Here is a 25709-nt window from a genome sequence, read left to right on the forward strand (position 1 = left end):
CCCCGTTGGTGCTCCTCTAGTTTCTGGTGGTAAAGTTGTTGCTGAAGTGGTTAGCCACGGTCGCGGTGAGAAAGTAACTATTCAAAAGTTCAATCGTCGTAAGCATCACGAAAAGAAAATGGGCCATCGTCAATGGTTCACTGAAGTTAAAATCACTGCGATCAGCGCATAATTTAGGAGTCTAACTCATGGCACATAAAAAAGCTGGCGGTTCTACTCGTAACGGCCGCGATTCAGAAAGTAAACGTCTTGGTGTTAAGCGTTTCGGTGGCGAATCAGTTGTTGCTGGTAACATCATCGTACGTCAACGTGGTACTAAGTTCCACGCTGGTGTAAACGTAGGTATTGGTCGTGACCATACTTTGTTTGCATTAACAGACGGTAAAGTTAAGTTTCAAGTAAAAGGTCCTAATAACCGTAAGTTTATTAGCATCGAAGCTTAATTCTAGACTCTAATCAGTCTTTGAAAGCCCCGCCTTCTGGCGGGGCTTTTGTGTTTTTTACTTCATTGTTGATTTAAGTTAACTAAACTTCAACGAAGTATTTCGATGTATGACATCGATAGTTATTTATTTTGCAGTAAGCGACTTGTGGTGATTGTATCTTCTACGCTTCCCTGCACATCTCAGTCTTTTGAGGTTATAATTGGCACATTAAGTGGTGTCAGGAGTATGTATGAAGTTTATTGATGAGGCTAAAATCAAAGTTGAAGCGGGTAACGGTGGCAGTGGCTGCGTTAGCTTCAGACGTGAGAAATATGTGCCAGACGGCGGACCAGATGGTGGTGACGGCGGTGATGGCGGTAGCGTATTTTTAGTCGCAGACGAAAACATGAACACGCTTATTGATTTTCGATTTGTACGTTCTTATATCGCTGAACGCGGTAAGAATGGTCGTGGTCGTGACTGTACTGGTCATGGTGGCGAAGACACGTTATTAAAAGTACCTGTCGGTACGCGTGCTATGGATTTTGAAACTGAAGAATTATTGGGTGATTTAACCACTCATGGCCAAAAACTATTAGTGGCTAAAGGTGGTTTCCACGGTCTTGGAAATACACGTTTTAAGAGTAGTACTAACCGTGCACCAAGACAAAAAACCTTAGGTACAGCAGGCGAAGTTCGTATGCTGAAACTTGAGTTGTTATTGCTTGCAGATGTTGGCCTATTAGGTTTACCAAATGCGGGTAAATCAACATTTATTCGCTCTGTATCTCGTGCAACACCGAAAGTGGCAGATTATCCATTCACCACATTAGTGCCAAACTTAGGTGTGGTCAGCCCACGTCCTGGTCAAAGTTTTGTAATTGCGGATATCCCGGGTTTGATTGAAGGGGCTTCAGATGGCGCAGGTTTAGGTATTCGTTTCTTAAAACATCTAGAGCGTTGCCGTGTATTACTTCATATCATTGATATTGATCCTATTGATGGTAGCGATCCTGTTGAGTCTGCACGTTCAATTGTCGCTGAATTAGAGAAATATTCTCCTAAACTGGCAGCTAAGCCTCGCTGGTTAGTGTTTAATAAAATCGACTTACTTCAAGAAGATGAGCTTGCTGAAAAAATGGAGCGCATCGTGAAGGAAATGGATTGGAAAGGTGACATTTATACGATGTCAGCATTCAACCGTACCAACACTGAAGATCTAAGTTTGAAATTGTTAGACTTCATTTCAGCGCTTCCTGCTGAAGATGAACTAGCAAATCCTGAAGATGAAGTAGAATTCAAGTGGGATAATTATCATCAAGCTAACGTTGAGTCAGTTAACGAAGATTATGACGATGACTTTGATGATGACTTTGACGAAGACGATTATGATGTAGAAATTATTTATCAACGCTAATATTGTGAGATAAATTTTACTCGATTATCATTGAGTCACTAAAAGGGTAATAAGAGAGACCAGTGTACGCAGAAACTCAAAATGACATCACTCGTCTTGTCGTACGCAGTGCGCAATTACTCTTAGCTTATGGCGCTGAATCTGATCTTGTTGAAGAGATTAGTCAGCGCTTAGGCAAAGCACTAGGTTTAGCCAGTGTTGAGCTTTCCATTTCTTCAAACTCCCTCGTGTTAACCAGCCTAGTTCATGGGCGCTGTATTACAACAACAAGACGTATTAGAGAGCACGGCATCAATATGATGATTGTGTGTGAAGTACAGCGGATTTGCTTGTTGGCAGAGAAAGGCATTTATAATGCTAAGCAAGTCAAAAGACGATTAGAAAGAATTGAACCAAAGAGTTATCCTGCTAAGTATGTCATAGGGATGATTGGTCTATCATGTGCCAGCTTTTGTCACTTATTCGGTGGCGATTTAGCATCATGTGTTATTACTTTTATTGCTTCAGCAATTGGGATGTCAGTGCGATTGTCCTTAGTTAAAAAACACTTCAACTTATTGATTATTTTTTCAATCACTGCATTTATAACCACACTCATTGCTCAAGTGGGCTATATCGTCGATATAACGAGTACACCTAAAACCGCGATGGCGGCGAGTGTATTAATGCTGGTGCCGGGTTTTCCTTTAATTAATGCGATTTCAGATATGGTTAAAGGTCATATGAATGTCGGTATCTCTCGCTGGGGACACGCCACGCTATTAACGCTAGCAACAGTGATAGGTATTACCCTGGCTATGGCATTAGGCGGTAGTTTATTTCTATGAACCTCATTTTAGAGTTATTGCATGATGCGTTTTTCTCAGCCATTCCAGCACTTGGTTTTGCTATGGTGTTTAATGTCCCAAAGCGATTTTTACCATACTGCGGACTAGCTGGTGCGATTGGCCACAGTTTTCGCTCATTATTGATGCATTTTGATATGCCAATTGAATGGGCAACCTTCACCGCTGCAGCCCTTGTCGGCGTGATAACGATTAGATTTGCTAAAAAGCACTTAGCCCCACCTTTGATGTATTCAGTTGCCGCAATTATTCCTATGGTACCTGGAACCTACGCTTACAATACCCTTATTTCAATAGTCCAGCTTAGCGTACAAGATCAAATTAGCAGTGACCTGACGTCGCTGGTTATCTTCAATGGTTTAAAAACGGTATTTATTCTTGGTGCATTAGCTGTTGGGTTAGCAATGCCAGCTCTCGTCTACTACCGCACTAGGCCCATTATTTAATTTCTTAAGCATCTATAAGGATTTTTACATGCGCATCGCAATGATCGCCGCTATGGCAAACAATCGTGTAATCGGTAAAGACAACAAAATGCCTTGGCATTTACCTGAAGACCTAAAACACTTTAAAGCCATGACGTTAGGAAAACCCGTAGTGATGGGGCGCAAGACATTCGAATCAATAGGCAGACCACTCCCTGGACGTCACAATATTGTGATAACTCGCCAAGCCGACTATCAACCAGATGGTGTGAGTTGTGTTAATTCTTTTGAGGCAGCAAAAGAGTTAGTCAAAGATTGTGACGAATTAGTTGTGATTGGTGGTGGTCAACTCTATAAAGAAATTCTACCAGTGGCCGATACCCTTTATCTAACCTTCATAGAATTAACTGTTGATGGTGATACCTTTTTCCCTGAATGGGATGATGGTAGCTGGAAGTTGACAGAGAAGGTTGTTGAGATAAATGAATCACAATTGCAATATAGCTTTAACACTTTGGTTAAATAATGTTAAATTGTGTCCTGTGTTACCCTGAATAGATACTTACCCTTGATGGTAGGTACAAAATAAAAATACCTAAAAAGGAGTGTCAGATGCGTTTATTGCCAGTGGCCTTAGCAGCCCTAATTGCAGCATCTTTTGTGTCAACCCCTGCCGAAGCCAATACTGAACAACTTGTCGCTAACATTTGTGATTATGTAAAATCTAATGACAAAAATCGTTTACGCAAAAAGTTGAAAGAAAGCCGAGTTAAATTACGTAATATCTACGATGGTGTTTCTTGTGACGGTAACAGCTTATTAAGAACTGCTTACAACTCTAATTCTTTAGAAGTGGGTGAGTATATTGCTAAACGTCTTCCAGCTGGTGATTTAAATTCACCTGAGGCTGACGGCAAAAGCATTCTTGATTGGGCAAATGCAAATGGTCATAGTGGAAGTGCTATTACTGCAGCAGTTCAAAGTCGTATCAGCGGTGGTGAATAAACGTTAATTAACGTATTGAGTCATTTGTTACGCTATGGTGCATTAGAACGTTTAATGCGTCATGACAAACCAGATTGGTTGTTGGTTTGCGTCTTTCGTTAGTACAAATAACAATTAATCTAAAAACCGCCTTTATGGCGGTTTTTTTATGGGCTAAATATCAGCAACTATGAATAATAAATTGATATTTACATCAAAAGGCGAGCAGGGAACATTAAGTGGCTAGTGTATTAAGGCTAATTACAAACGACAAGTTTGGATACTTTATGCATGCTTTAACTGAAAGAGTGAACACTTTATAATTTAAGGCATTAAAAAAGGCTCCTAAGAGCCTTTTGGGTAAAAGATGAATCATCTTAAAGGTTAGACTTTAAATTCACCTACAGAGCCTTGTAGCTCTTCTGAAAGCATTGCAACTTGATGGCTTGACTGTGCTGTTTGATCCGCCCCTGTAGCCGTTTCTTCTGATATTGCTGCAATATGTTCTAGCATCTCAGAAACTTGCTGGCTCACTAAGTTTTGCTCTTGAGCAGCTTGAGCAATGTGGTTACCAGAGTCGTAAGCTTTATGAACTGATTGACTAATCGTTTCAAGTGCTAAGTTAGCCTGTTCAGTTTTATCAACACAGCTTGTAGCTTGGGTACGTCCTAGCTCCATTACTGACACAGCTTGCTGAGCACCTTGTTGCAGCATCTCAATCATTTGCTGAATTTCGCTGGTTGATTCTTGTGTTCTAGAAGCAAGACTTCGAACTTCGTCAGCAACTACCGCAAAGCCACGACCTTGCTCACCGGCGCGTGCAGCCTCAATTGCAGCATTAAGTGCAAGTAGATTGGTTTGTTCAGCAATTCCTCTAATAACGTCAAGAATTGAACCAATAGATGCACTGTCTGAATGAACCTTATTAATCACTTGACCCGCTTTGGCAACTTCATCAGCTAAAGCGAGAATAGTGACTTTATTTTCTTCAGCTAGTGAACGCATGTGCTGGGTTTCTTCATCAGCTTGCTTAATTTGCTCTAGTGCTTGGTCGGCGCTCATTGAAACCTGTTGCGCACTTGAGCTTAACTGAGTTGTCGCAGTAGCAACTTGATCAACTTGGCTCTTCTGTTCTTGGATACCACTGGTCGTTTGGGTGGTGATCGCAGATGTTTCTTCTGCCGCAGCGGCAAGCTGGTTTGAGCGGTCTAAAATACCCACAATCAGATTACGTAAGCTATCGACTAAGCTATTACAGTTTTTAGCTAATTCAGCGAATTCATCATGGCCAGAGTCATCAAGCTTATGAGTTAAATCACCAGAAGCTAAAATGTTCAATGCTTGGTTCACTTTCGCTAAAGAGCGAGTGAGCGGCTTAACCACTGCAATACTTACAATGATAGAAACCAGAATCGCAAGAATGACTACAAACATAGTTTTCAAGCTTGCAGAATCGATATTTTCAATGGCGTTATTACTGATTTCGCCAGTAAACCCTTCAATGTTGTTGGCAAGGTTTATCATCTTAGCATTGACATCTAAACGTGCTTTATCAGTTGCAGCCAACTCTTTCTCTGCTTGTTGATCATGGCTCAGTTGCTGACCCTTGATAGCAATAATACCATTGCTGTCATTAATTAATTTAAATACAGCTTCACTTTCGCTATTTAAGTTATTTAGTGTGTTGTCACTGACAATACCGCGCCCCTGTCGATTGATGTGTTCAATCTTAACGCGTGTGTCACTGACCATATAGTCAAGCTCATTAACTATCACGTTGTATTTGCTGTTATCTTTAGCTGCTACTAAGTCATAAATCGTAGTGATAATGTTGATAAAAGTACTGTCTACAACGCCGGCTGTTGCGGCAATACTTTGCTCAGTTGTATCGTCACTCATTTCTAAATCAATAAGATCTAACAAAATTGAAGATGCTTCATCGGCACTGTCTTCTAAATCACTGCGCAATGACAATAGCGTTTCGTGTTTAATCAGTGCACTTTCATGCTCTTCTAGCATTAGCTTGCTGTTTTTTTCAAAACTTGCATAACTGGATTTTAACTGGGATAGATTTGAAGAGAATTCTTGTCTGTCAGAAATAAGGCTTGATAACTTATTGAGTGTCTTTGTGAACTCAGCAGACTCATCTTTGATTTGTTTCTCAACAGCTGGGATTTGTGCTGATTGATCTGTGTAATAACCAAATAGGATTTGAATTTGCTGTGCACTTAAATTTTGTGTTAATTCACCTGTTGCAGTAAGCGCAGGTAAGCTGACCTTCTGCAATGTTGTAGTACTATCTTTAATTGTACTATTGGTGAGCAGTGATACGCCTCCCAATACAATTAAAAGTAGTGTGACAACAGTAAAACCGCCAATAACTCTGGTGGCAACATTAATTTTCATAGCATACTCCGGCTGTTATTATTTTATCCCGAATTTGTCTCTTGATCGCTCAGGGTAATGTGATCATGTGAGATCTATTAGCTTTATCGGCTAAGATTTTTATTAGTTTAACAATTTATTCATTATTTTAGTTTTTGCTGCGTTATTTTTTCATTGGTTTCAGCATGCCAAAGTGTCATATATTCGCCCCAGCAACAGCCCGTATCTAACGCTAATACTTTCTCTTGGTTAGTTACTCCCATAAGGGCGGCCCAATGACCAAATACTAAAGTGTGAGTTTTCTTAAGATCTGAATCAAAATTAAACCATGGCGTAAGACCTTTGGACTTATCTTTTAGTGGTTTTTTACAGGCAAAATCTAAACTGCCATCTGGGTGTAAATAGCGCATACGAGTCAGTGCATTAATACAATATCGTAAGCGTGGTAAACCTTTTGACTTACTATCCCATAAATCAGGGGCTTCAGTGTACATTTTTGCAATTAATTCAGATAAATAATCGTCTTTTTTCAGCGCGTCACTGACAGCAAGGGCTTCTGTTTGCAGTGTTTTTAGATCCCATTGCGGTGGGACACCTGCATGGGTCATAACGATATTATGTGATGATAATGTTTGCACTAAAGGTTGCTGTCTTAGCCAATCAATAAGCTTGGTGATATCTTCTGCCGCAAGTAACTCAGCTAGGTTATCTTTAGGATTGGCTTTTTTGAGCTTACCGTGCAATGCGAGTAAGTGAAGGTCATGATTACCTAAAGTAATCTTTGCGCTGCCTTCTAAAGATTTCAAATAACGTAAGGTTTGTAAGGAGCCTTTTCCGCGTGCGACCAGATCTCCTACAGCCCACAGTTCATCTTTAGCTGGGTTGAAATCCACTTTAGCGAGTAGTAATTGCAGCTCGTCAAAACAGCCTTGTATATCTCCAACGAAATAATGCGCCATAGGGTTACTGCAAAATGCCTGGAACGGCCAATCTAAAAGTCGGAATGTCTGCTTTGAAACTATCACCCTGTTCAGTGATCATTCCGTAACTTCCTTCCATAAAACCAACGGGCGTTTCCATGACAGTGCCACTTGAGTATTGATAAGCGGTATCAGGATCAATGGTAGGGGTTTCACCTACAACCCCAGGGCCTTTCACTTCACTGGTATCGCCATTTGCATTGGTGATTATCCAATGGCGATCTTTAAGTGTGATAGGAATTTCACTGAGATTAATAATGGTGATGGTATAACTAAATAAATACTTTTCATCTTCTGTTGATGATTGTTCTTCGAGGTATTTAGTTTCTACTTTGATTTTTACGTTAGCAGCTACAGAGGTCATTAAACTTCCTAAAAAAGAAAGGGCATCTTGTGAAAAGTGCCCTTTAAAAATCTAACTTTTATCGCAAACCAAATTGGCTAGCGCGACATATTGTTCAACGCTTATTTGCTCTGGTCTTAAAGTTGAGTCAATGTTTAGTTGAGTAAACTCTTCATCAGTGATCATTTGCTTCAAGTTATTTCTTAATGTTTTACGGCGCATGTTGAATGCTGTCGTACACAAATGACGAAGGACATTTACATCCTTACAAGGATAAGGTTTCACATCATAAGGCAATAAGCGCACGACTGCAGAATCTACCTTTGGTGCAGGCTTGAAGCTTTCTGGTGGCACTTCAAGAACTGGCACAACTTTACAGAAATACTGAGCCATGACTGTTAAACGGCCGTAAGCTTTTGTCCCTGGGCTTGCAGAAAGACGTAAAACCACTTCTTTTTGTAGCATAAAGTGCATGGTTTCGATTATTTCGGCAAATTCGAAAAGGTGAAACATAAGCGGGGTAGAGATGTTGTATGGCAAGTTACCAAACACTTTCATCTTCTTACCATCTTGTTGCAGCTGACTAAAGTCAAAATTAAGTGCATCACCTTGATTGATGGTTAATTTATCTTTCAGTACTGGATGAGCTTGCAGACGTTCAACAAGGTCTTTATCAAGCTCGACAACCGTTAAGTTATCAACGGCTTCAGCTACAGGCTCGGTTAATGCACCAAGACCCGGACCAATTTCAACCATGACATGGTCATTATCAGGAGAAATAGCGCCCACGATTCTACTGATGACACTTTCATCAGTTAAAAAGTTTTGTCCGAAACGTTTTCTGGCCGTGTGGCCTAAATGTACTTTATTGCTCATTGGAAATTTATTTACTTACTTTTGAGGCCAATTCAATGGCTTTATTTAATGCACAGGTAAAACTACCGCAATCTGCTTCACCGGTGCCTGCAAGTTCTAATGCAGTGCCGTGATCGACAGAGGTTCTAATATACGGAAGACCTAAGGTGATGTTAACCGATTTCCCAAAACCTAAAGATTTAAGTACAGGGAGTCCTTGGTCGTGATACATAGCAAGAACCACATCTGCTTCTTGTAAGTATTTAGGTTGGAAAAGCGTATCAGCAGGCAATGGCCCAACAATATCAATATCTTGTTCACGCAGCTCATTAAGAGCAGGGATCATGATATCAATTTCTTCCCGTCCTAAGTGTCCATCTTCACCCGCATGAGGGTTCAAACCACATACATAAATTTTTGGTGAAGTGATGCCAAATTTTTGCACTAATTCACTATGCAAAATTTGAATAATATGGTGTAAACGTTCACGAGTAATCGCTTTTGAGACATAAGCCAATGGAATATGTGTGGTCATTAATGCCACTTGTAACCCAGGAGCTGCAAGCATCATGACAACATCTTGGCAATTAGCTTGTAATGCAAAAAACTCAGTGTGGCCACTGAAAGGAATACCTGCTTGGTTAATAATTCCTTTGTGTACCGGGCCTGTCACCACTGCTGCAAATTCATTGCTCATATTTTTTTCACCAGCGTAACGTAAGGTGTCAACAACATAAGCACTGTTTGCTTCGTTTAGCTTGCCACATTCAACTTCAGCTGCAAGTGTGAACGGCGCTATCGTCAATGTACCAGCCTCTTGAGGTTTAGCTTCAAGGGTCGGCTGGTAAGGGCGAAGAGTCAGTGGTAATCCAAGCATTTTAGCTCGGCTGGTTAATAATTGTGGATCTGCACAAACAACTAACTCAGCAGGCCAAGCCTGCTGAGCAAGTTTAATAACAATATCTGGGCCGATACTCGCCGGTTCACCCGGCGTAATCGCAATTCTTTGTGTCATTAAGTTAGGTTAACCCCGCGTACTCTGTGGCTCAAAAACTTCAATGTAAGCATCTGTACGCATTTCATCTAACCAGTTTTGCAGTTCTTCGTTGAACTTACGACGATAGATTAACTGGTGAGCACGGTTACTATTAAACTGATCCGTTGCGTCAGTGGTACGTTTTTCTTCTAGCTGGGCAATGTGCCATCCGTGAGTAGTACGGAATGGTTCACTGATTTCATAAAGTTCTAGGCTGTTCAATGTTTGGGCAAACTCAGGAACATAAACAGAAGGTTCAGCCCAACCTAATTCACCACCTTTTGCCCCAGAACCTGGGTCTTCAGAATATTGGCGGGCAAGGTCTGCAAAGTCAGCTTCACCAGAACGAATTTGTGATAAGAAGCTTTCTAACATTGCTTTTGCTCTATCTTCTGAAAGAATTGGAGATGGCTTTAACAATATATGACGTGAGCGTACTTCTTTAATTTCTTGGGTTTGTAAACCACGAGCATCCATAATTTTAATGATATGAAAACCTGAACCACTCTTAATAGGGCCAATCACATCGCCATTTTTGGCATCTGTGACAACTTCAGCAAATAACGTCGGCATTTCGTTAATGCTCATATAATCCCAAATACCACCTTCTAGCGCTTTAGGACCAGATGATGAAGCAATGGCAGTACGACGGAAATCTTCACCGCTATTTAAACGTTCAAGCACGATGTTAGCGCGTTTGCTAGAAGCTTCTAGTTGCTCACTGGTAGGGTTGCTTGGTACTTCAATTAAAATATGACCGACTTGGAATTCAACATCCTTTAAGCCTTGCTCTTGGATCATTTTAACTAGGTTATTGATCTCTTGAGGCGAAACTTGAATACGACGTTGAACTTGAATTCGTTGAATTTCACCAATGGTGATTTCTTCACGTAACTGTTCACGGTATTGACCGAAACTCATACCTTCACTTTCAATTTGTTGCTGCATTTGGCTAACGGTGAGGCCTTGCTCTTTAGCAATATTTTCGATGGTCTGATCGAGTTGTAAATCACCAATAGATAAACCAATTCGCTCTGCCATTTGCAACTGTAAATGAGTTAGAATCAGACGTTCAATAACCTGAGTGCGAAGGGCATTATCAGAAGGTAAGCCTTGGCCTGCTTTTTCAGCATTGGCTTTTACTGAAGTGACCATATGGCTGATTTCGCTTTCTAGTATGATGCCCTCATTTATTTGTACGGCAACGCTATCTAATGGTACGGGAGCGGCTATCGATACTTGGCTAACAGCCATAGTAAATAAAGCTAAAATCATTTTCTTACAGTGTTTCATCCACAGAATCCTTGGCACTTAAATTTTCTAATTATTATTGGCACTGTCGCCAAAATAGTGTTGTTAACGTTTAATAGGACTATTTGTTTTCCACTAGGTTCAGCAATCTATCACAAATGATGCACAAATGATGGCTAATTGCTTAAGTAAAGTGGTTTACGATAGTTAAATAATCCTTCGTTTAGCATATCTTCAACACCGAGAGGGCCTGAACCACCTAAACCTTTAATAATAAAGTTGAGGTATATACCACTCTCAAATTGCTCTCTAGCATCAATGCTTGGATTTAAATCGTCATCATAATTGGTTTTAATACGGTAATGATAACTTAAACGCATTGCCCAGCAGCAAGATTCATATTGAACACCAGTGTAGGTTTCAATGCTACGAGATTCGTTAAGATCGTAATAAAAATTCCCAACAAAATACAAGTCATCACTGATTGGCCAAGATGTACGCATACCGACTTGAGAAATATCAACGCGGTCATTGGTATTGGTATTCAATAGATCTGGTACATATCGGTAACTGAACTGAAGTAATTTTTCGTTACTAGGTCGAAAATCTAAAGTCACTTCACTCTTTTTAGTGTCACCGTGTTCAGTATCAAATTGAAGCGCACCACTGATAAACCAGTCTTCATATAAATTCGCATCAATTTCTGCAGCTAATACTGAAGTCGATGGCGCAGCTTCTATATTTTCATCTGTGTAGTTAATTTTGCTGTCTTGGAAAAAGATGATTTGACCAATACTGAATTTAAGTTTTTCGATGTTAGCATCATCAAACAATCGGGTTGTTACACCAAGGGTCATTTGATTTGCATCAGCAATTCTATCTAATCCTGAGTAACGTCTGTCCCTAAACAGTCCAAAGTAATCTTCTTGTAATTGAGCTGAGTCGTAAATACCAATGCCGTCTTGATCTTCATAGCCTACATATAAATATTGAAATTGAGGCTCTAGAGTTTGCTTAAAATCAGCAACAAATAAATGAGTTTGACGTTCAAAGTTTACTTGACCATGCAATCTAACTTGAGGGATTGTACGATTTACAGAGTCTTCTAGTTCACTGCTCTCATCGATATTACTCTGCCAGTACTGAGTTTGCAGCAATTTTACTTCACTGGTCAGCGAGCCTGCTGGTCCCTGAATTGGCAGAGTGATGCTCGGCTCCATGTGCAATCGAGTTGCTGTCGAGTATTCATTTTCTTTATGTTGGAAGTTAGTGAGTTCAGAATTAAATTTAAAATCTAGCCCTTCCCAAAAATCATTAGTTTGGTAGTTGAAGTTAAGTTGTGGCATCACTTGATAAGGTACTTCATCTTCACCAAGTACTTTAATGTCTTGGATTTTCATACCGAAGTCCCAATCTTTTTCAAAGTAATTAAGCTCACCAACTCTAGATAGTTGGTTGTCTGTTGAGCGATTGACATCAGAACTTAAATCATTGAAATAATTATTATCAGAAACGTCAGTAAAGTTAGCAAGCACACGCCAATTTTCATTTATCGAACCCTGATGACGCCAGTGATAAAGATAACGATCAGGGCTGTTATCTAATTTGTCGTCCTCAGCTAAGTACTCTAAGTTGAGTTGACCGTCTTGATCTTCACCTGCTAAATATCGAAATTCAGTTTTAGAGTAAAAACCACGTGCTGACATGTAAGTAGGCGTAAAAGTTAAATCGTATTCTGGGGCAATATTCCAGTAATAGGGTGTGCTGACTTCAACGCCATTGGTGGTACTAGTACTAAAGGAAGGGAATAAGAAACCTGATTTACGTTTATCAGATACGGGTATTGTCATGTAAGGCACATACATCACTGGAACGCCGGCAATTCGAATTTTAGCTTCCCAAATTTCTCCCCATTCTTCTGTGCTATCAATCTTGATTTCTTTCGCTTCTAACAGCCATGAATTATCACCAACAGGACAAGTGGTAAAATTGGTATTCTTTAATTCAAGGTTATTTTGTTCAGTGACTTTAAGTTGTTCGGCATCACCATGGATTTGCTGGCCGTGTAACCAATACTGAGCACCATTTAAGGTTGCGCTGTTAGAAAGCATCTGCGCATTGAGAGAATCTGCCGTAACGGTAAATAGCTCATCGGAAAAAATTAGGTTGCCATTAGCATCGAGTTGTTCATTTTTTTGGTCCAAAATAGCTTCGTCAGCACTAATGTGACGTGTGCCTTGGCTAAAATTTACGTTACCAGAGAAATGCGCTTTATCTCCCATAGCAGCTTCAGAACGATCTGAAATGATCACAATATCTTCTGCTGACAAATTGGGGACTTGTTGACGTTCGTCAATAGAACTAGAAACCGGAGGGTTAATTACACAATGAAGCTCAACCGCTTCTGTGTCAGAGGGTTCTTGTGCCGAGACTAGGTTAGGTAACAGGCTCAATGCCAGAAAGTAGCGGATCTGCATTTTAATTAATGATTATGAATTCTTAGTCTAGACAAAATGAAACGAAAAAAAGCCGCAGCTAACAATTTATCTTTAGCTGTTTCCAAGTGTTATGTGGCTATAATAAAGCAATTTTCCAATAAGAGCCATTGAGATGAGTTTATCTGATACAAGATTTATTTTATTAACGAACTGGTTAAGTCAATATTTCAAGACAGAGGTGTCTGTAGAACTGATATGCGGTGATGCCAGTTTTCGTCGTTACTTTCGAGTTCAACATTTAGCAAACTCTTATATAGTCTCTGATTCACCTATTGAGCTGGTTCCTATTTTGCCGTTCGTTCAAATGGCCAATGTCTATAAAAAAGCGGGCTTGATAGTGCCTGAAATAATTGCTCAAGATGATAAAAATGGTTTTGTTTTACAGTCAGATTTAGGTGATAAGCAGCTTATAAATCAATTAAATGAACAAACCGTTACTCGGCTTTATCAAAATGCGTTGGCATTGTTGCCTCAAGTTGCCTCAGTAACTGAAACTGAAAGTGGTCCGCTTCCTACATATGACAAAGTATTTGTGGAGCGAGAACTTGATATTTTCGTTGAATGGCTGCTGATTAAGCATTTAGGTTTAGTGTTATCTGAGCAAGATAAATCGATAATTGAAAATGCATTTTCTGAATTGACATTATCAGCGCTTGAACAGCCTAAAGTTGGCATGCATCGAGATTTCCATAGCCGAAATATTTTAGTGGTTGATAACACATTAGCTTTAATCGATTTTCAAGATGCTGTCATCGGCCCTGTGACTTATGATGCTGTTTCATTACTGAGAGACTGTTATATAAAATGGCCTGTAGAGATTATTGATAAGCTAAAGCTTGAACACTTTAGCTTATGCCAAAATAAAAAATTGATTAGTGAAAGTGTCACATTTGAGCAGTATCAGACTTGGTTTGACTTGATGGGGTTACAGCGACATGTAAAAGCGGCAGGTATATTTGCCAGACTAAATCATCGCGATGGTAAATCAGGTTACCTTAAAGATATTCCACTCACATTGTCTTATATCGTTGAAATTGCAGCCTTGTACCCCAAGTTAGCGCCATTTAGTCAATGGGTTGAACAGCATGTTTTGACTAGAATCAGTGATAAGGGGTAAACGATGAAAGCAATGATTTTGGCCGCTGGCCGCGGTGAACGCTTAAGACCCCTAACGGATTCGTTACCTAAACCATTGGTTAAAGCTGCTGGGAAAGCATTAATTGCCTACCACTTAGAAAAACTGGCAGCTGCAGGCTTTAAAGAGGTTGTAATTAACCATGCTTGGTTAGGTCATAAATTAGCTGAATTATTAGGCGATGGCAGTGAATGGGGATTAAGCATTCAATATAGTGCTGAAGATACGGCATTAGAAACTGCAGGCGGAATAAAACACGCTTTACCTCTGCTCGGGACTGAGCCTTTTCTGGTTATTAATGGCGATATTTATATCGATGAATTACCTGATTTAGAGCATGCTAAAACGATTATGCAAAATAATTTAGAATTAGATGCTTTTTTATGGTTAGTTGATAATCCACAGCACAACCCACACGGGGATTTTGCTATTATTGATAATCAATTAGCTGAATCTACTGAAAATAAGCTGACTTATTCAGGAATGGGAATTTATCATCCGAAAATGTTTGCTGATTTAGCATCGGGTAAAAGTGCCCTAGGGCCGATATTAAGACAGAAGATATCGCAACATAAAATAGCGGGAAGTCATAGCACATCGTATTGGTGCGACGTCGGCACTGTCGAGCGATTAGAGCAATTGACACATTATATTGAAAGCCTTTAGTGGTTTATGAATGAGCTTTTAGTTGGTCATTTAAATTCGGTTACTAAAAAGTTTTAGCGGCTGATTAAAAGCCTTTAGCAAGTTATTGAAAATCATTAATTCATTTAACCGGTACACTTTACTTGTGCTGGTGTTATTTAGCGGGAAGTTTGATGCGTATTTGGGGTAAGTTTTTTGGAGCTATCATTGGCTTTATGTTTGGCAGGTTTTTTGGTGCCCTTATTGGTTTATGGCTAGGTCATTTATTTGATAAGCGTGCAGGCTTTGCTGACATGCTGCGCAAAGGTCAAGCAAGACAAGCGCAGTTTTTCAATACCACATTTACAGTAATGGGGCATGTGGCAAAAGCATCTGGGCATGTAACTGATGTGGATATTCGCATCGCTTCGATGTTAATGGATCAAATGAAATTAACTGGCGATGCTAGACGAGATGCCCAAGCGGCATTCAGAAAAGGTCGCGATGCTGATTTTGACTTGGTGCAGACACTTCGTGAATTTCGGGCGATGACTCAAGGCCGCAATGAAATTCTGCAGATGTTTTTAGAGATTCAAATCCAAACAGCCTTGTCAGACGGTGAGTTACACAGTAAAGAAAAACAAATTTTATCTACTGTTGCCAAAGAGTTAGGCTTGGGGCAAGCTCATTTAGATGCGTTACTGAGCCGCTGGCAAGCTGAGTTTCACCATCATCAGTCGGGACAAGGCAATACAATGCAACTTGATGACGCCTACTCCTTGTTAGGCAAGGAAGAGTCTTCAAGCGATCAAGAGATTAAACGGGCTTACCGTAAATTGATGAATGAACATCATCCAGATAAATTAGTTGCCAAAGGACTGCCAGAAGAAATGATGGAGCTTGCCAAAGCAAAAGCTCAAGATATTCAATCTGCTTATGAAACTGTAAAAACATCCAGAGGGATGCGCTAAAAGAGCTTATAACTAAAAAGAATCGCTCGGGTAGACATATTCGAGCAATTTCAATGATGCTTGATTGTTGTATATGGAGTTACACATGAGAATAACCGTTATTGCTAGTTTTGTTTCTATTGCTTGTACCGCCGCTATGACGCTTCCTGCCAAAGCTGAAATTTATGTATCGCCTTTCGGCGGTTATAGTTTTGGTAGTAGTGAGTTTGATATTTCTGACCCTAATACCAATGACACTGGCAAATTAAAGATTACTGAATCTGAGCATTATGGGGTTATGATTGGTACCACCACCAAAGATCCTGGCAACATTTACTTTTTATATAGCACTCAGGCAACAGATGTCAGAAATGGCGCATTTACAGATGAAGTCTTTAATGAGCTAGATGTTGATTATTTCCATTTAGGCGGCAGTTTATATTTCCCTAATGGCAAGTTTAAGCCTTATGTAACGGTCAGCGCGGGCGCGACGCATATGCGTCCTAGTGGTAACTTTTCTTCAGAAACACGTTTTTCAATGGGGTTTGGCGGTGGCGCCGCATTCGAGATTACCCCTCAGGTTGCATTATTTGCTGATGTAAGGGGTTATGCGACATTCGTAAATTCAGATAACACATTCTTTTGCGGCCCCGATGAATGTTTATGGCATATATCGGCAGATGTTATGTGGCAAGGACAAGCCAATGTCGGTTTAGAGGTTAAATTTTAAATAGGTCTTTGCGAATGAAAATTGTGATACTTGATGGCTATACATTAAACCCTGGGGATCTTAGCTGGTCAGAATTGTCAGCATTAGGTGATGTAGAGGCTTTTGAGCACAGTACAGTCGATCAAATTATTCCTCGCTGCCATCAAGCCGATATTGTATTGACTAATAAAGCTGTTATCACTGAAGCCATTCTTCAACAATGTAGCAAGCTTAAATACATTGGTGTGACAGCAACAGGCACCAATGTTGTCGATATGAAGGCCGCGAGTGCTCGTAATATCGTCGTCACCAATGTTCCTGCATACGGCCCTGATGCGGTAGCTCAAATGGTTTTTGCATTAATTTTGCAGCACAGCCAGCAAGTCACTTTACATGACTCTGCCGTTAAACAAGGTCAATGGACACAGTCTCGGGACTTTTGTTTTACTTTATCACCGTTAATGTCGCTCAAAGGAAAAACAATCGGGATTGTCGGCTTTGGTGACATTGGCCAACAAGTGGCTAATTTAGCATTAGCATTTAATATGAAGGTGATAATTACTAGTGGTCGTGAGAAGACTGGCTTAGCTGATAATATCAGTTGGCAACCTTTGAATAGCTTACTTGCTCAAGCAGATATTATCTCATTACATTGCCCACTTAATGAGGCGACAGATAAGATGATTAATGCGGATAGTTTATCGCTATTAAAAAAAGGTGCTTTGTTGGTGAATACTGCGCGGGGAGGATTAATTGATGAGGAGGCATTGGCTAAAGCATTATCTCAGCAACAATTATTCGCCGCAGTTGATGTGCTTTCTACCGAGCCACCAGAAAAAGATAATCCTTTATTATCAGCCGATAATATTATTATTACTCCACATATAGCGTGGGCAACAATTGAAGCCAGACAAAACCTATTGAACATTGCAGTGAATAATGTGAAGCAGTTTTTGAATGGCTCACCGATTAATACAGTGAACTAGCATGTCTCAAATAATGCTCAAGTAAAAAGCCTAACACTCACATGTTAGGCTTTTTCGTTTTACGAGTAAGGTGCTCAGCATTTTACTGCGAATTAAAAAACGACCTTTACTTCAGCTGCAGAACGTTTGGCTTTAGCGATTGAAGATTCAATATCTTTATCTCTAGCTAGTGCGACACCTAATCTTCTGCGGCCATCGATATCAGGTTTACCAAACAACTTAACTTGAGTGTCGGTCTCTTTCAAGGCATTAGCTACGCCTTGGTAGCGAATGTTTGATGATTGACCTTCAGCAAGAATAACCGCAGATGCACTTGCGCTATGCTGCTTAATATCAGTAATTGGTAGACCCAAGATGGCTCGAACGTGCAAAGCAAATTCAGAGGTATCTTGGCTAATTAAAGTGACTAATCCAGTATCATGGGGACGCGGTGAAACTTCTGAGAAGTAGACTTCATCGCCTTTAATGAATAGCTCGACGCCAAATAATCCAAATCCGCCTAAGGCCTTAACAACCGATTGACCAATCTCTTGAGATTTTGCCAGTGCTATTGCTGACATAGCTTGTGGTTGCCAAGATTCACGATAGTCCCCGTCTTCTTGTCTATGACCGATAGGAGCACAATAATGAATACCATTAATCGCACTAATTGTTAGCAAGGTGATTTCATAATCAAAATCAATAAAACCCTCTACAATCACTCGTCCACCGCCAGCTCTTCCGCCTTCTTGTGCATATTGCCAAGCTTGCTCTATTTGCTGTTCCGTCTTGATAACACTTTGGCCTTTGCCTGATGAACTCATGACAGGCTTAACTACGCAAGGTAGACCAATTTGTACGATTGCTGCTTTAAATTCAGCAAGAGTATCGCAAAAGAAATAAGGTGAAGTGGGGATTGATAATGTCTCAGCTGCAAGACGTCTAATGCCTTCTCTGTCCATGGTCAACTGAGTTGCTTTGGCCGTTGGGATAATGTTAACCCCACGGGCTTCCATTTCAACTAAGGTCTGAGTGGCAATAGCTTCAATCTCTGGGATAACTAAGTGTGGCTTCTCTAGTTCGATAACATTTTTTAAAGCGACTTCATCAAGCATGTTGACCACATGAAATCGATGAGCAACTTGCATTGCTGGCGCATTAGGGTAGCGGTCTACTCCAATGACTTCGATTCCAAATCGTTGCAGTTCAATGGCAACTTCTTTGCCAAGTTCACCACAACCTAACAGCATTGCTTTAATTGAGCCTTCAGTGCCTGCTGTACCAAAATCAAATGGGGTCTTCGCGTTCATTGTTTTACCTTCTAGGAAGCTTCGTAGGGTTATTGCATCAGGATTTTATCTTGTATTCGAACTTGATTGATTAGCAAAGCCTATAAATGTGTAAAAGATCACGAGAAAAGAGTTATTTTTTTAGCGAATAAACAGTGTTTTACAGATATTTATTGATACTCTTGTGTTATGTTTAGGTTGTGTTTGTGTTGCGCTTTATGTTGTGCGAGTTGGTGAATTACCGATTTATGAAACTTTGATTTTGGGCTAAACAGTTTAAGGTTTAGCGTTTATTAACCTTGGTTACTTTTCTTGTTGGTGAGTTGATAGGAGAGTTATATGTTTTTGGATTATTTTGCGTTAGGGCTACTTTTTTTTGTTGCTCTAGTGATTTTTTACGGTGTGATTGCAATTCATGATATTCCCTATGAAATTGCTAAGAAGCGAAACCACCCTCAACAAGATGCGTTGCATATTGCGGGTTGGGTGAGCTTATTTACTATGCATGCCATATGGCCATTTCTATGGATTTGGGCGACCTTGTATCGCGAAGACCGAGGATGGGGTTTCAGTAATGGCAAGAAGCGTGAATTAATCCTTGAAGGAGAAGTGCGTGAACTGATGGAGAAGGTTGAGAATTTAAATCAACGACTTGCATCTATTGAAACGCCTGAGTCTTCAACTGCTGCTCCTGAATCACAGGCTAAGGCAGAACCAAGCCAAAAACCACAACAACCAGAACAAGGGGTGTAATTATGGATCTGTTACTGATTTTAACCTACACCGCTTTGTGTGTTGCGATATTTAAAATATTCAAAATACCGTTAACTAAATGGACAGTGCCTACAGCCGTTTTAGGTGGCATAGCTTTAATCGGTACCTTATTGGTATTGATGAACTACAACCATCCTTACACTAAGTTTGCACGTGAGTACTTTGTTTCTATTCCAATTAACCCCGCAGTTCGTGGCTTAGTGGTTGAGGTCAATGTAAAGCCAAATGTTCCGGTTAAAAAGGGTGATGTATTATTTAAAATTGACCCCACTCCTTTTATCGCTGAAGTAAAAGAAAAGCAGGCAGCGCTGGAAGACGCTAAACAAGCTGTACCGCAACTGAAAGCATCGTGGGATAGCGCGATTGCAAAAGTGACACAAGCTGAAGCTAACCGCGATAGGGCTAAGCAAGCTTATGAACGTTATGATGAAGGTAAGCGAAAGGGTGGCAAGAACTCACCATTTTCTGAAATTGAATTGGATAATAAACGCCAAACTTATTTAGCTTCTGAGGCTCAATTTAAAGCTGCTCAAGCTGATGAGATTCGTTTCCGCTTGGCTTTTCAATCGAATATTGATGGCGTAAATACCGATGTTGCAGTTATTCAAGCTCAATTAGACGAAGCACAATTTAACCTTGAGCGCACAGAGGTTAAAGCCCCTGTAGATGGTGTTGTTACCCAGATGGCGCTCCGCCCAGGAGTCATGGCAGTACCTATCCCACTTCGTCCTGCGATGACATTTATACCTGATGAAGATAGGTATTTTGCTGGCGCGTTTTGGCAAAACTCATTGCTGCGTTTAAAAGAAGGTGACGAAGCCGAGTTAATCTTAGATGCTATGCCTGGCGTGGTTCATAAAGGTAAAGTTGTTAAAGTTTTACCAGCAATGGCTGAAGGTGAGCTGCAATTTGGTGGATCATTACGATCTTCAAATGATTTGTTCAAGCGAGGCCGCGCACTGGTGCTTATTGAGCTTGATGACGAAAATGAATTGTTAGCTAACTTACCTGCGGGGGTGGCTGGCCAGTCAGCTATTTATACTGAACATTTCACGCATGTATCGATCATTCGAAAAGTATTGCTGAGGATGCAAGGTTGGCTAAACTACTTGTTTGCAGAAGGGCACTAAATTAATCGCCCGCTACTTATCGATTGATAAAGTTATTGTTTATTTAATTAAAAAGTCCGCTTATAGCGGACTTTTTTATTGAAATAACTTCAACTACAAGTTTATTACTCAGGCTGAGGCAAAGGAGGGAATTGAGCTAATATATTGCTAATTGTCTTACTGGTTTCAGCTACTTTTTCATCGCCACCGGATTCAAAATCAAATTCGTCAGTGCCACGCCAGATTAAGCGATTTTCTTTGGCATCAATAATATCAACTTGGATCACTTGAATTTTCGCGCTGTCACTACCTATTGGGATCCCCATGCTGGTACCGACACCTACTCCACCGTGACTGCCGCTGGTTCCTGTACCTAATCCAATCGAAAGTCCTGAACTTTTTGGCTTATCTTTAGTTAAAAATGCATAGCTGACTGCAAAATCACTTTGCTCTGATTTTTCAACAAAACCTTTTTCGGTCAAGGAGGTTCTTATGTTAGCCCGAATTCGTTCGGCACTGAGCTGGTCGCCTTGATCTGGTGTATCAATAAAGTAAAAAGTTTGAAGTTGGCTGAAATCGTATTTGGTATCGTAGTCAGAATTACTGTTGGTACTTTTACAAGCGGTGAAACACAGTATCACCGAAAGCAGTATTAGGTTTCGAAATAACATAGCACTCTCCAAAGCGGCATACTTCGTTTTAGTATGACATATGCTTAAAATTGATGGCTGTCAGCAGGGTAATATACACGCAAATTTATTCATAAATTTAGTGGTATAGCGAATAAGTCTTTTAATTAGCTTAATGTAATTTGGCGGTTTAAACCAACCTTAGTTGATCTTACATGCTGATTTATTTGATAAATAAGCAAAATTGAATATGCCTTTTAGTGAGTTTAGTGCTAGATTAGAGTAATAAATAACCACATGTTAGTGAGGATATGGAACAACTTAGTTTTCTGGAAGTACCCAGTCCGTGTATAGGCGTGTGTCAAACTGATGCGCGTGGTTATTGTGCGGGTTGCTTACGTAATAGAGATGAGCGCTTTAATTGGCTGCATTTCAGTGATGCGCAAAAACACAACATCATTCGTTTGTGTATACAGCGTAAACGTCGTAGGCAATATGCAAAGTACAAAGCGCAGCAGATAGCGATTAAAGAACAACAAGCTGAAGTTAATACTCAGCTCGATTTTGAAGAAGATACGCAAGAGAATAAAGATAACTTAGATTTTGGTGATTTCTCTCTAGATTAAATTGTTAATTAATCATCCATCTTTGGCTTAACAAATAAATGCTCTCTCGGCCAAATCAAAGTGAAAGAAGTATTATCTTCATCGCTTACTAGCTTAACTTGGCCTTTATGGCGATGCATGATCCGCTTGATAATTGCTAAGCCTAAACCATGCCCTTTATTGCCTTTATGTTGAGATTTACTGCGATAGAAAGGTTCAAAAAGTTTCTCTTGGTCCTCTTCTGGGACTGCTTCACCATCATTTACGACCGACAAGAAAACCAATCTTTCATCGTAACTCAAATACAGCTCAATACTGGTTTGAGTATAACGTTGGGCATTAGTGATGAGGTTTTGAATTGCACGTTCAACCAAAGGCGGCTCAGCCATAATTAACATTTTATCCATAGAGTAATGGAAGTTAATAGGCTTATCACTCAATGGTGATAATCGAGCAGTTAGCTCTTCTGTCATGCTAATTAGTTCACACTTTTCAAGTGTTGGTTCTTGCTGTACTTCTAAGCTTGCATAGGTCAACAACTCTTGTAATAAGGTTTCCATTTCCTTGATATCAAGTTGCATTTCGTCAAGGAACTCTTGCCTCCGCTGCTCGTCACTTTTCGGAAGGCAGTATTGTGGTAAAAGAGCCAAAGCAAACTTCAACCTAGCTAAAGGGGTTCTAATTTCATGGGAAACTGCATTAGATAAATGTTTTTGATTTTCGATTAGGTCACTAATATGTTGCGCCATATCGTTGAAGGTATTAGCAAGTGGGGCAACTTGAGAACTGGCATTAAGCTCAATTCGAGTATTCCATTTGGCTTCACCAAAGTTTTGAGTTGCTTTTTTTAAGGTCTTTAAATCTTTAGACAGTGGCCAAACCCAAATTAGTGCCACAAAAGCTAAAGATAAATAGAAAAAAATAGTAAATAGACTGCGTAACTGGCCTCGGGGATCGACATCAACAGGGCCTGCCATAAGAACTTGGTCGCCTACGGCAATGAACTGTAATTCATGGCTTTTATCTGCTGTAGTCGTGATAATCTGCGTTTCAGAAAATACAACATCACCGCTTAAAGCTATCTCATTTTTTTCGAATAATTGCAGTGGGTAGGGGAATTGTTTATTGATCTTATCAAGCTGAGCTTGGCGATCGGCTTTAGGTTGCTGAGCGAGAAGCAAACCAAAGGCAATTAGTGGTGAGTCGAGGTTGTCGTTATCTTCGACTTGTTGTTGCCATAAGCTATCTAATGTCCAGCCTATACCTAAAAAGCTTAAGCTTAATAATAGGTATAGGCTGATGAAGAGTCTTTTCAAAGTCTTCTATAACCTGATTAGTTATTCCACGCTTCCGGCGCGAATAAATAACCTTGTCCCCAAACAGTTTTAATTCTGAATGGTGTTTCGATGCTATCACCTAACTTCTTACGTAAGCGCGAGATACGAACATCAATTTTTCTATCTTTACCGTCAAAGTCGATATTAAGAAGGTATTGATAAATATACTGACGACTCAGTACCTGGCCTGCTTGTGAAGCTAGTAGCCATAATAATTCAAACTCATGGCTAGTTAGATCAACCTCAGTATTACCTAAGCGAATAGCTTGAGTATGAGGATCTATGCTCAATTTACCAAAGCTTAAACAGTGAGACTCAGGTTTTGAAGGCTGAGCCTGACGGCGAAGTAGGTTATTGATACGAGCTACCAACAAGCTAGGGTCTACTGGTTTAACCACGTAATCATCGGCGCCTAACTCTAAGCCTTTGATTTGGTCTTCAGGTGAACCTAACGCACTCATTAATAAAATCGGACCTGCAAAGTAATCAGGTAGTTTTTCACACAGGCTTAATCCATCAAGTCCAGGTAGCATGATATCCAATAAAATTATATCAGGCTTGTAACTAATTAATCGTGTTAATACGGTATCACCACGTCGTTCAACTTCGACGTGCATATCATGTGACTTAAGGTAATCCACAATTAAGTTGGCAAGACGAATATCATCTTCGACCAACAAAACTCTATGAGTTGATGGGGGGGTTGCCATTAAAATAAACTCCAAGGGTTACGGTAACGTCTGCGAACTTTTGTTTCTGACGCAGTTGTGACTTTTAGTAAAACGTCCGCCAGTTCATTATTATTATTCTTATTTATTAAGACAAAATGAATATCTTTGTTTGTTTTTACAGAAATTTGCAATGAGTGTTCATTAATTGAATCACTACACCACCGAGATAAGGATGGGTAATTTGAGATAATACACACCAGTTGCTCAGTGTCGACACTCCAATTTAGCTTAATGTCAATTTCACAAATGCTGTCTCCAGCATCAATAAGACATAAACGAGGGGTAGCCGAAAACTGTGCTTGCCCGGTAAGCGTATCAGCTTTGGCATAGAAAGCACTAAAAATCAGTATTAAGATACCGAAAAAGTGATAGACCTTATGTTCTTTAAGGAACAAGGTTAAAACCTGTATGCAGCTCCAACAAAATAGGAGCTTGAGTAATCTTCATCAATAATTGGGCTGTCGATAATTTCATCGGCTAATTGGGTATAACGTGCTGCTAATAGTAAATCCCAGCTGGGTGAAATACGGTAGCGCGTTGTCAATTCTATTGCATTACTCCAATCAGAATTGGGTTGGTACTCTTCACTCCAGTACGCATTCTCACTGGCTCGAACACCGAAGTAATAGTCAATAACTTCTGAACTTTTCCATGCTGTTTTCAATGCTAAGTCAAAACGCCAGTCTGAGATGGCGAGAGAATATGTCCAGCTGATATCAACTTCTTGACCATTATGTACGTTTAATAAATCATGGGTAGCGGCAATTTTAAACACGCCTAATTTGCCATACCAGAAAAGTTCTACACCACCATATACGGTGAAGTTTCTACTTTCAAGTTCATTTAAAACAGGAGCTTGGCTTACAGCTTGAGTTCCAAATCCTCCAATTGCAGGTATGTCTGTCGCACTGTCAATATTTGCTGATTGAGGTAAGAAAATATTGGCAGGATCCCAACGATAAAAAAATGCACGCTCGTCGCTGTAGCTAGTAGCGAGATTGATTGTGAAATTTTCTTGCTCAGATAGCGTATAGCCGAAGTTGAAGTTATCAAAAAACCAACGTTCTCCATAGTAAGCTATTGAAGGTATTACATAAAGAGGTATGTCATCATAGCTGGCTAGAGGGTTAGTTTTATTGCCATAACCAATAGCAACACTAATATCCCACTCACCTACAACGATACAGTCACCATCTTTTTGACAAGGCTCATCTGCCACAGCGGGTGCAATGGACAGAAAAAAAATGGTGAAAATGACAAGAAATCGATACATCAACAACAAACAACCTTTGTAATATCAAAATAAAACAGCTAATAAATGCGACTTTATCATTAAAATGAAGTCGGAAAAATTGCTTTAATTAAAATGATACAAACTGATACTTGTGATTCGCAAGTGTTAATGGTG

At 40.0% G+C, this 25709-nt stretch carries 28 protein-coding genes; 15 read left to right on the forward strand and 13 right to left on the reverse strand.

All coding sequences use genetic code 11. The annotated features are described in order from the left end of the window. The 7 genes from rplU to FNZ24_RS06005 form a co-directional block, all read left to right on the forward strand. The coding region (rplU, locus tag FNZ24_RS05975) for a 50S ribosomal protein L21 (RefSeq protein WP_153913554.1) at positions 1-172 on the forward strand (172 nt) is incomplete at its 5' end. Between the two features lie 16 nt (positions 173-188). Further along, positions 189-443 (forward strand): 50S ribosomal protein L27, encoded by a 255-nt coding sequence (gene rpmA, locus FNZ24_RS05980; RefSeq protein WP_055024328.1) that lies wholly within the window; start codon positions 189-191, stop codon positions 441-443. A 232-nt stretch (positions 444-675) separates the two neighbouring features. Beyond that, positions 676-1842 (forward strand): Obg family GTPase CgtA, encoded by a 1167-nt coding sequence (cgtA, locus tag FNZ24_RS05985; protein WP_153913555.1) that lies wholly within the window; start codon positions 676-678, stop codon positions 1840-1842. Positions 1843-1904: 62 nt separating this feature from the next. Continuing rightward, positions 1905-2669, forward strand: coding sequence for a threonine/serine ThrE exporter family protein (locus tag FNZ24_RS05990; protein ID WP_153913556.1), 765 nt, complete (start codon positions 1905-1907; stop codon positions 2667-2669). Continuing rightward, on the forward strand, positions 2666-3133 hold the full coding sequence (locus tag FNZ24_RS05995) for a threonine/serine exporter family protein (RefSeq protein WP_153913557.1): 468 nt from the start codon (positions 2666-2668) through the stop codon (positions 3131-3133). The genes FNZ24_RS05990 and FNZ24_RS05995 overlap by 4 nt, the downstream gene beginning before the upstream one ends. Positions 3134-3161: 28 nt before the next feature. Then, on the forward strand, positions 3162-3638 hold the full coding sequence (folA, locus tag FNZ24_RS06000) for a type 3 dihydrofolate reductase (RefSeq protein WP_153913558.1): 477 nt from the start codon (positions 3162-3164) through the stop codon (positions 3636-3638). Positions 3639-3724: 86 nt separating this feature from the next. Continuing rightward, positions 3725-4117 carry a DUF3718 domain-containing protein gene (locus tag FNZ24_RS06005; protein WP_153913559.1) on the forward strand — a complete coding sequence of 131 codons (393 nt, stop codon included), beginning with the start codon at positions 3725-3727 and terminating at the stop codon, positions 4115-4117. 363 nt (positions 4118-4480) lie between these two features. On the opposite strand, the gene FNZ24_RS06010 is transcribed toward FNZ24_RS06005, so the two are convergent. From FNZ24_RS06010 to lptD, 7 genes are all read right to left on the reverse strand, one after another. Further along, on the reverse strand, positions 4481-6502 hold the full coding sequence (locus FNZ24_RS06010) for a HAMP domain-containing methyl-accepting chemotaxis protein (RefSeq protein WP_153913560.1): 2022 nt from the start codon (positions 6500-6502) through the stop codon (positions 4481-4483). Positions 6503-6624: 122 nt separating this feature from the next. After that, the gene (locus tag FNZ24_RS06015; protein WP_153913561.1) at positions 6625-7440 is read right to left on the reverse strand and encodes a symmetrical bis(5'-nucleosyl)-tetraphosphatase; all 816 of its coding nucleotides are present in this window, start codon (positions 7438-7440) and stop codon (positions 6625-6627) included. A 4-nt stretch (positions 7441-7444) separates the two neighbouring features. Continuing rightward, positions 7445-7825 carry a Co2+/Mg2+ efflux protein ApaG gene (gene apaG / locus FNZ24_RS06020; RefSeq protein WP_153913562.1) on the reverse strand — a complete coding sequence of 127 codons (381 nt, stop codon included), beginning with the start codon at positions 7823-7825 and terminating at the stop codon, positions 7445-7447. A gap of 51 nt (positions 7826-7876) precedes the next feature. Next, positions 7877-8680, reverse strand: a complete 804-nt coding sequence (gene rsmA, locus FNZ24_RS06025) for a 16S rRNA (adenine(1518)-N(6)/adenine(1519)-N(6))-dimethyltransferase RsmA (protein WP_153913563.1) — start codon at positions 8678-8680, stop codon at positions 7877-7879. A gap of 7 nt (positions 8681-8687) precedes the next feature. Then, entirely contained in the window at positions 8688-9674 is a 987-nt protein-coding gene (pdxA, locus tag FNZ24_RS06030) for a 4-hydroxythreonine-4-phosphate dehydrogenase PdxA (protein ID WP_153913564.1), read from the reverse strand. 9 nt (positions 9675-9683) lie between these two features. After that, positions 9684-10988 (reverse strand): peptidylprolyl isomerase SurA, encoded by a 1305-nt coding sequence (gene surA / locus FNZ24_RS06035; protein WP_153913565.1) that lies wholly within the window; start codon positions 10986-10988, stop codon positions 9684-9686. A gap of 134 nt (positions 10989-11122) precedes the next feature. Continuing rightward, a complete protein-coding gene (gene lptD, locus FNZ24_RS06040; RefSeq protein WP_153913566.1) occupies positions 11123-13423 on the reverse strand; it encodes an LPS assembly protein LptD in 2301 nt (766 codons plus the stop codon). Between the two features lie 133 nt (positions 13424-13556). On the opposite strand from lptD, the gene FNZ24_RS06045 reads away from it, so the two are divergent. From FNZ24_RS06045 to FNZ24_RS06065, 5 genes are all read left to right on the forward strand, one after another. Further along, positions 13557-14561, forward strand: a complete 1005-nt coding sequence (locus FNZ24_RS06045) for an aminoglycoside phosphotransferase family protein (protein ID WP_153913567.1) — start codon at positions 13557-13559, stop codon at positions 14559-14561. 3 nt (positions 14562-14564) lie between these two features. Beyond that, positions 14565-15245 carry an N-acetylmuramate alpha-1-phosphate uridylyltransferase MurU gene (gene murU, locus FNZ24_RS06050; protein WP_153913568.1) on the forward strand — a complete coding sequence of 227 codons (681 nt, stop codon included), beginning with the start codon at positions 14565-14567 and terminating at the stop codon, positions 15243-15245. Positions 15246-15397: 152 nt separating this feature from the next. Continuing rightward, positions 15398-16174, forward strand: a complete 777-nt coding sequence (gene djlA / locus FNZ24_RS06055; protein WP_153913569.1) for a co-chaperone DjlA — start codon at positions 15398-15400, stop codon at positions 16172-16174. An 85-nt stretch (positions 16175-16259) separates the two neighbouring features. Beyond that, on the forward strand, positions 16260-16883 hold the full coding sequence (locus FNZ24_RS06060; protein WP_228768396.1) for an outer membrane beta-barrel protein: 624 nt from the start codon (positions 16260-16262) through the stop codon (positions 16881-16883). A gap of 14 nt (positions 16884-16897) precedes the next feature. Then, positions 16898-17848 (forward strand): D-2-hydroxyacid dehydrogenase, encoded by a 951-nt coding sequence (locus tag FNZ24_RS06065; RefSeq protein WP_153913571.1) that lies wholly within the window; start codon positions 16898-16900, stop codon positions 17846-17848. A 92-nt stretch (positions 17849-17940) separates the two neighbouring features. Here FNZ24_RS06065 and purT read toward each other — a convergent pair whose 3' ends face one another. Continuing rightward, positions 17941-19137, reverse strand: coding sequence for a formate-dependent phosphoribosylglycinamide formyltransferase (gene purT / locus FNZ24_RS06070; protein ID WP_153913572.1), 1197 nt, complete (start codon positions 19135-19137; stop codon positions 17941-17943). Positions 19138-19455: 318 nt separating this feature from the next. Between purT and FNZ24_RS06075 the strand changes: the two genes are divergently transcribed. Beyond that, entirely contained in the window at positions 19456-19869 is a 414-nt protein-coding gene (locus tag FNZ24_RS06075) for a DUF3302 domain-containing protein (protein ID WP_153913573.1), read from the forward strand. A gap of 2 nt (positions 19870-19871) precedes the next feature. Then, a complete protein-coding gene (locus FNZ24_RS06080; RefSeq protein ID WP_153913574.1) occupies positions 19872-21020 on the forward strand; it encodes an HlyD family secretion protein in 1149 nt (382 codons plus the stop codon). Between the two features lie 104 nt (positions 21021-21124). On the opposite strand, the gene FNZ24_RS06085 is transcribed toward FNZ24_RS06080, so the two are convergent. Next, positions 21125-21670, reverse strand: a complete 546-nt coding sequence (locus tag FNZ24_RS06085; RefSeq protein ID WP_153913575.1) for a DUF4136 domain-containing protein — start codon at positions 21668-21670, stop codon at positions 21125-21127. Between the two features lie 269 nt (positions 21671-21939). On the opposite strand from FNZ24_RS06085, the gene FNZ24_RS06090 reads away from it, so the two are divergent. Continuing rightward, positions 21940-22254 (forward strand): DUF1289 domain-containing protein, encoded by a 315-nt coding sequence (locus FNZ24_RS06090; RefSeq protein ID WP_153913576.1) that lies wholly within the window; start codon positions 21940-21942, stop codon positions 22252-22254. Positions 22255-22262: 8 nt separating this feature from the next. On the opposite strand, the gene FNZ24_RS06095 is transcribed toward FNZ24_RS06090, so the two are convergent. Genes FNZ24_RS06095 through FNZ24_RS06110 form a run of 4 tightly spaced genes read right to left on the reverse strand, consistent with a single transcriptional unit; the run spans position 22263 to position 25574 of the window. Then, on the reverse strand, positions 22263-23549 hold the full coding sequence (locus FNZ24_RS06095; protein ID WP_153913577.1) for an ATP-binding protein: 1287 nt from the start codon (positions 23547-23549) through the stop codon (positions 22263-22265). Positions 23550-23566: 17 nt separating this feature from the next. Further along, the gene (locus FNZ24_RS06100) at positions 23567-24280 is read right to left on the reverse strand and encodes a winged helix-turn-helix domain-containing protein (RefSeq protein ID WP_055024304.1); all 714 of its coding nucleotides are present in this window, start codon (positions 24278-24280) and stop codon (positions 23567-23569) included. Further along, positions 24280-24696, reverse strand: coding sequence for a DUF3019 domain-containing protein (locus FNZ24_RS06105; RefSeq protein WP_194945008.1), 417 nt, complete (start codon positions 24694-24696; stop codon positions 24280-24282). The genes FNZ24_RS06100 and FNZ24_RS06105 overlap by 1 nt, the downstream gene beginning before the upstream one ends. Before the next feature lie 2 nt (positions 24697-24698). Continuing rightward, positions 24699-25574 (reverse strand): MipA/OmpV family protein, encoded by an 876-nt coding sequence (locus tag FNZ24_RS06110; protein ID WP_153913579.1) that lies wholly within the window; start codon positions 25572-25574, stop codon positions 24699-24701. Positions 25575-25709: the final 135 nt, after the last annotated feature.

Origin of the sequence: Shewanella sp. TC10, from assembly GCF_009663145.1 — a bacterium.
GTDB lineage: Bacteria > Pseudomonadota > Gammaproteobacteria > Enterobacterales > Shewanellaceae > Shewanella.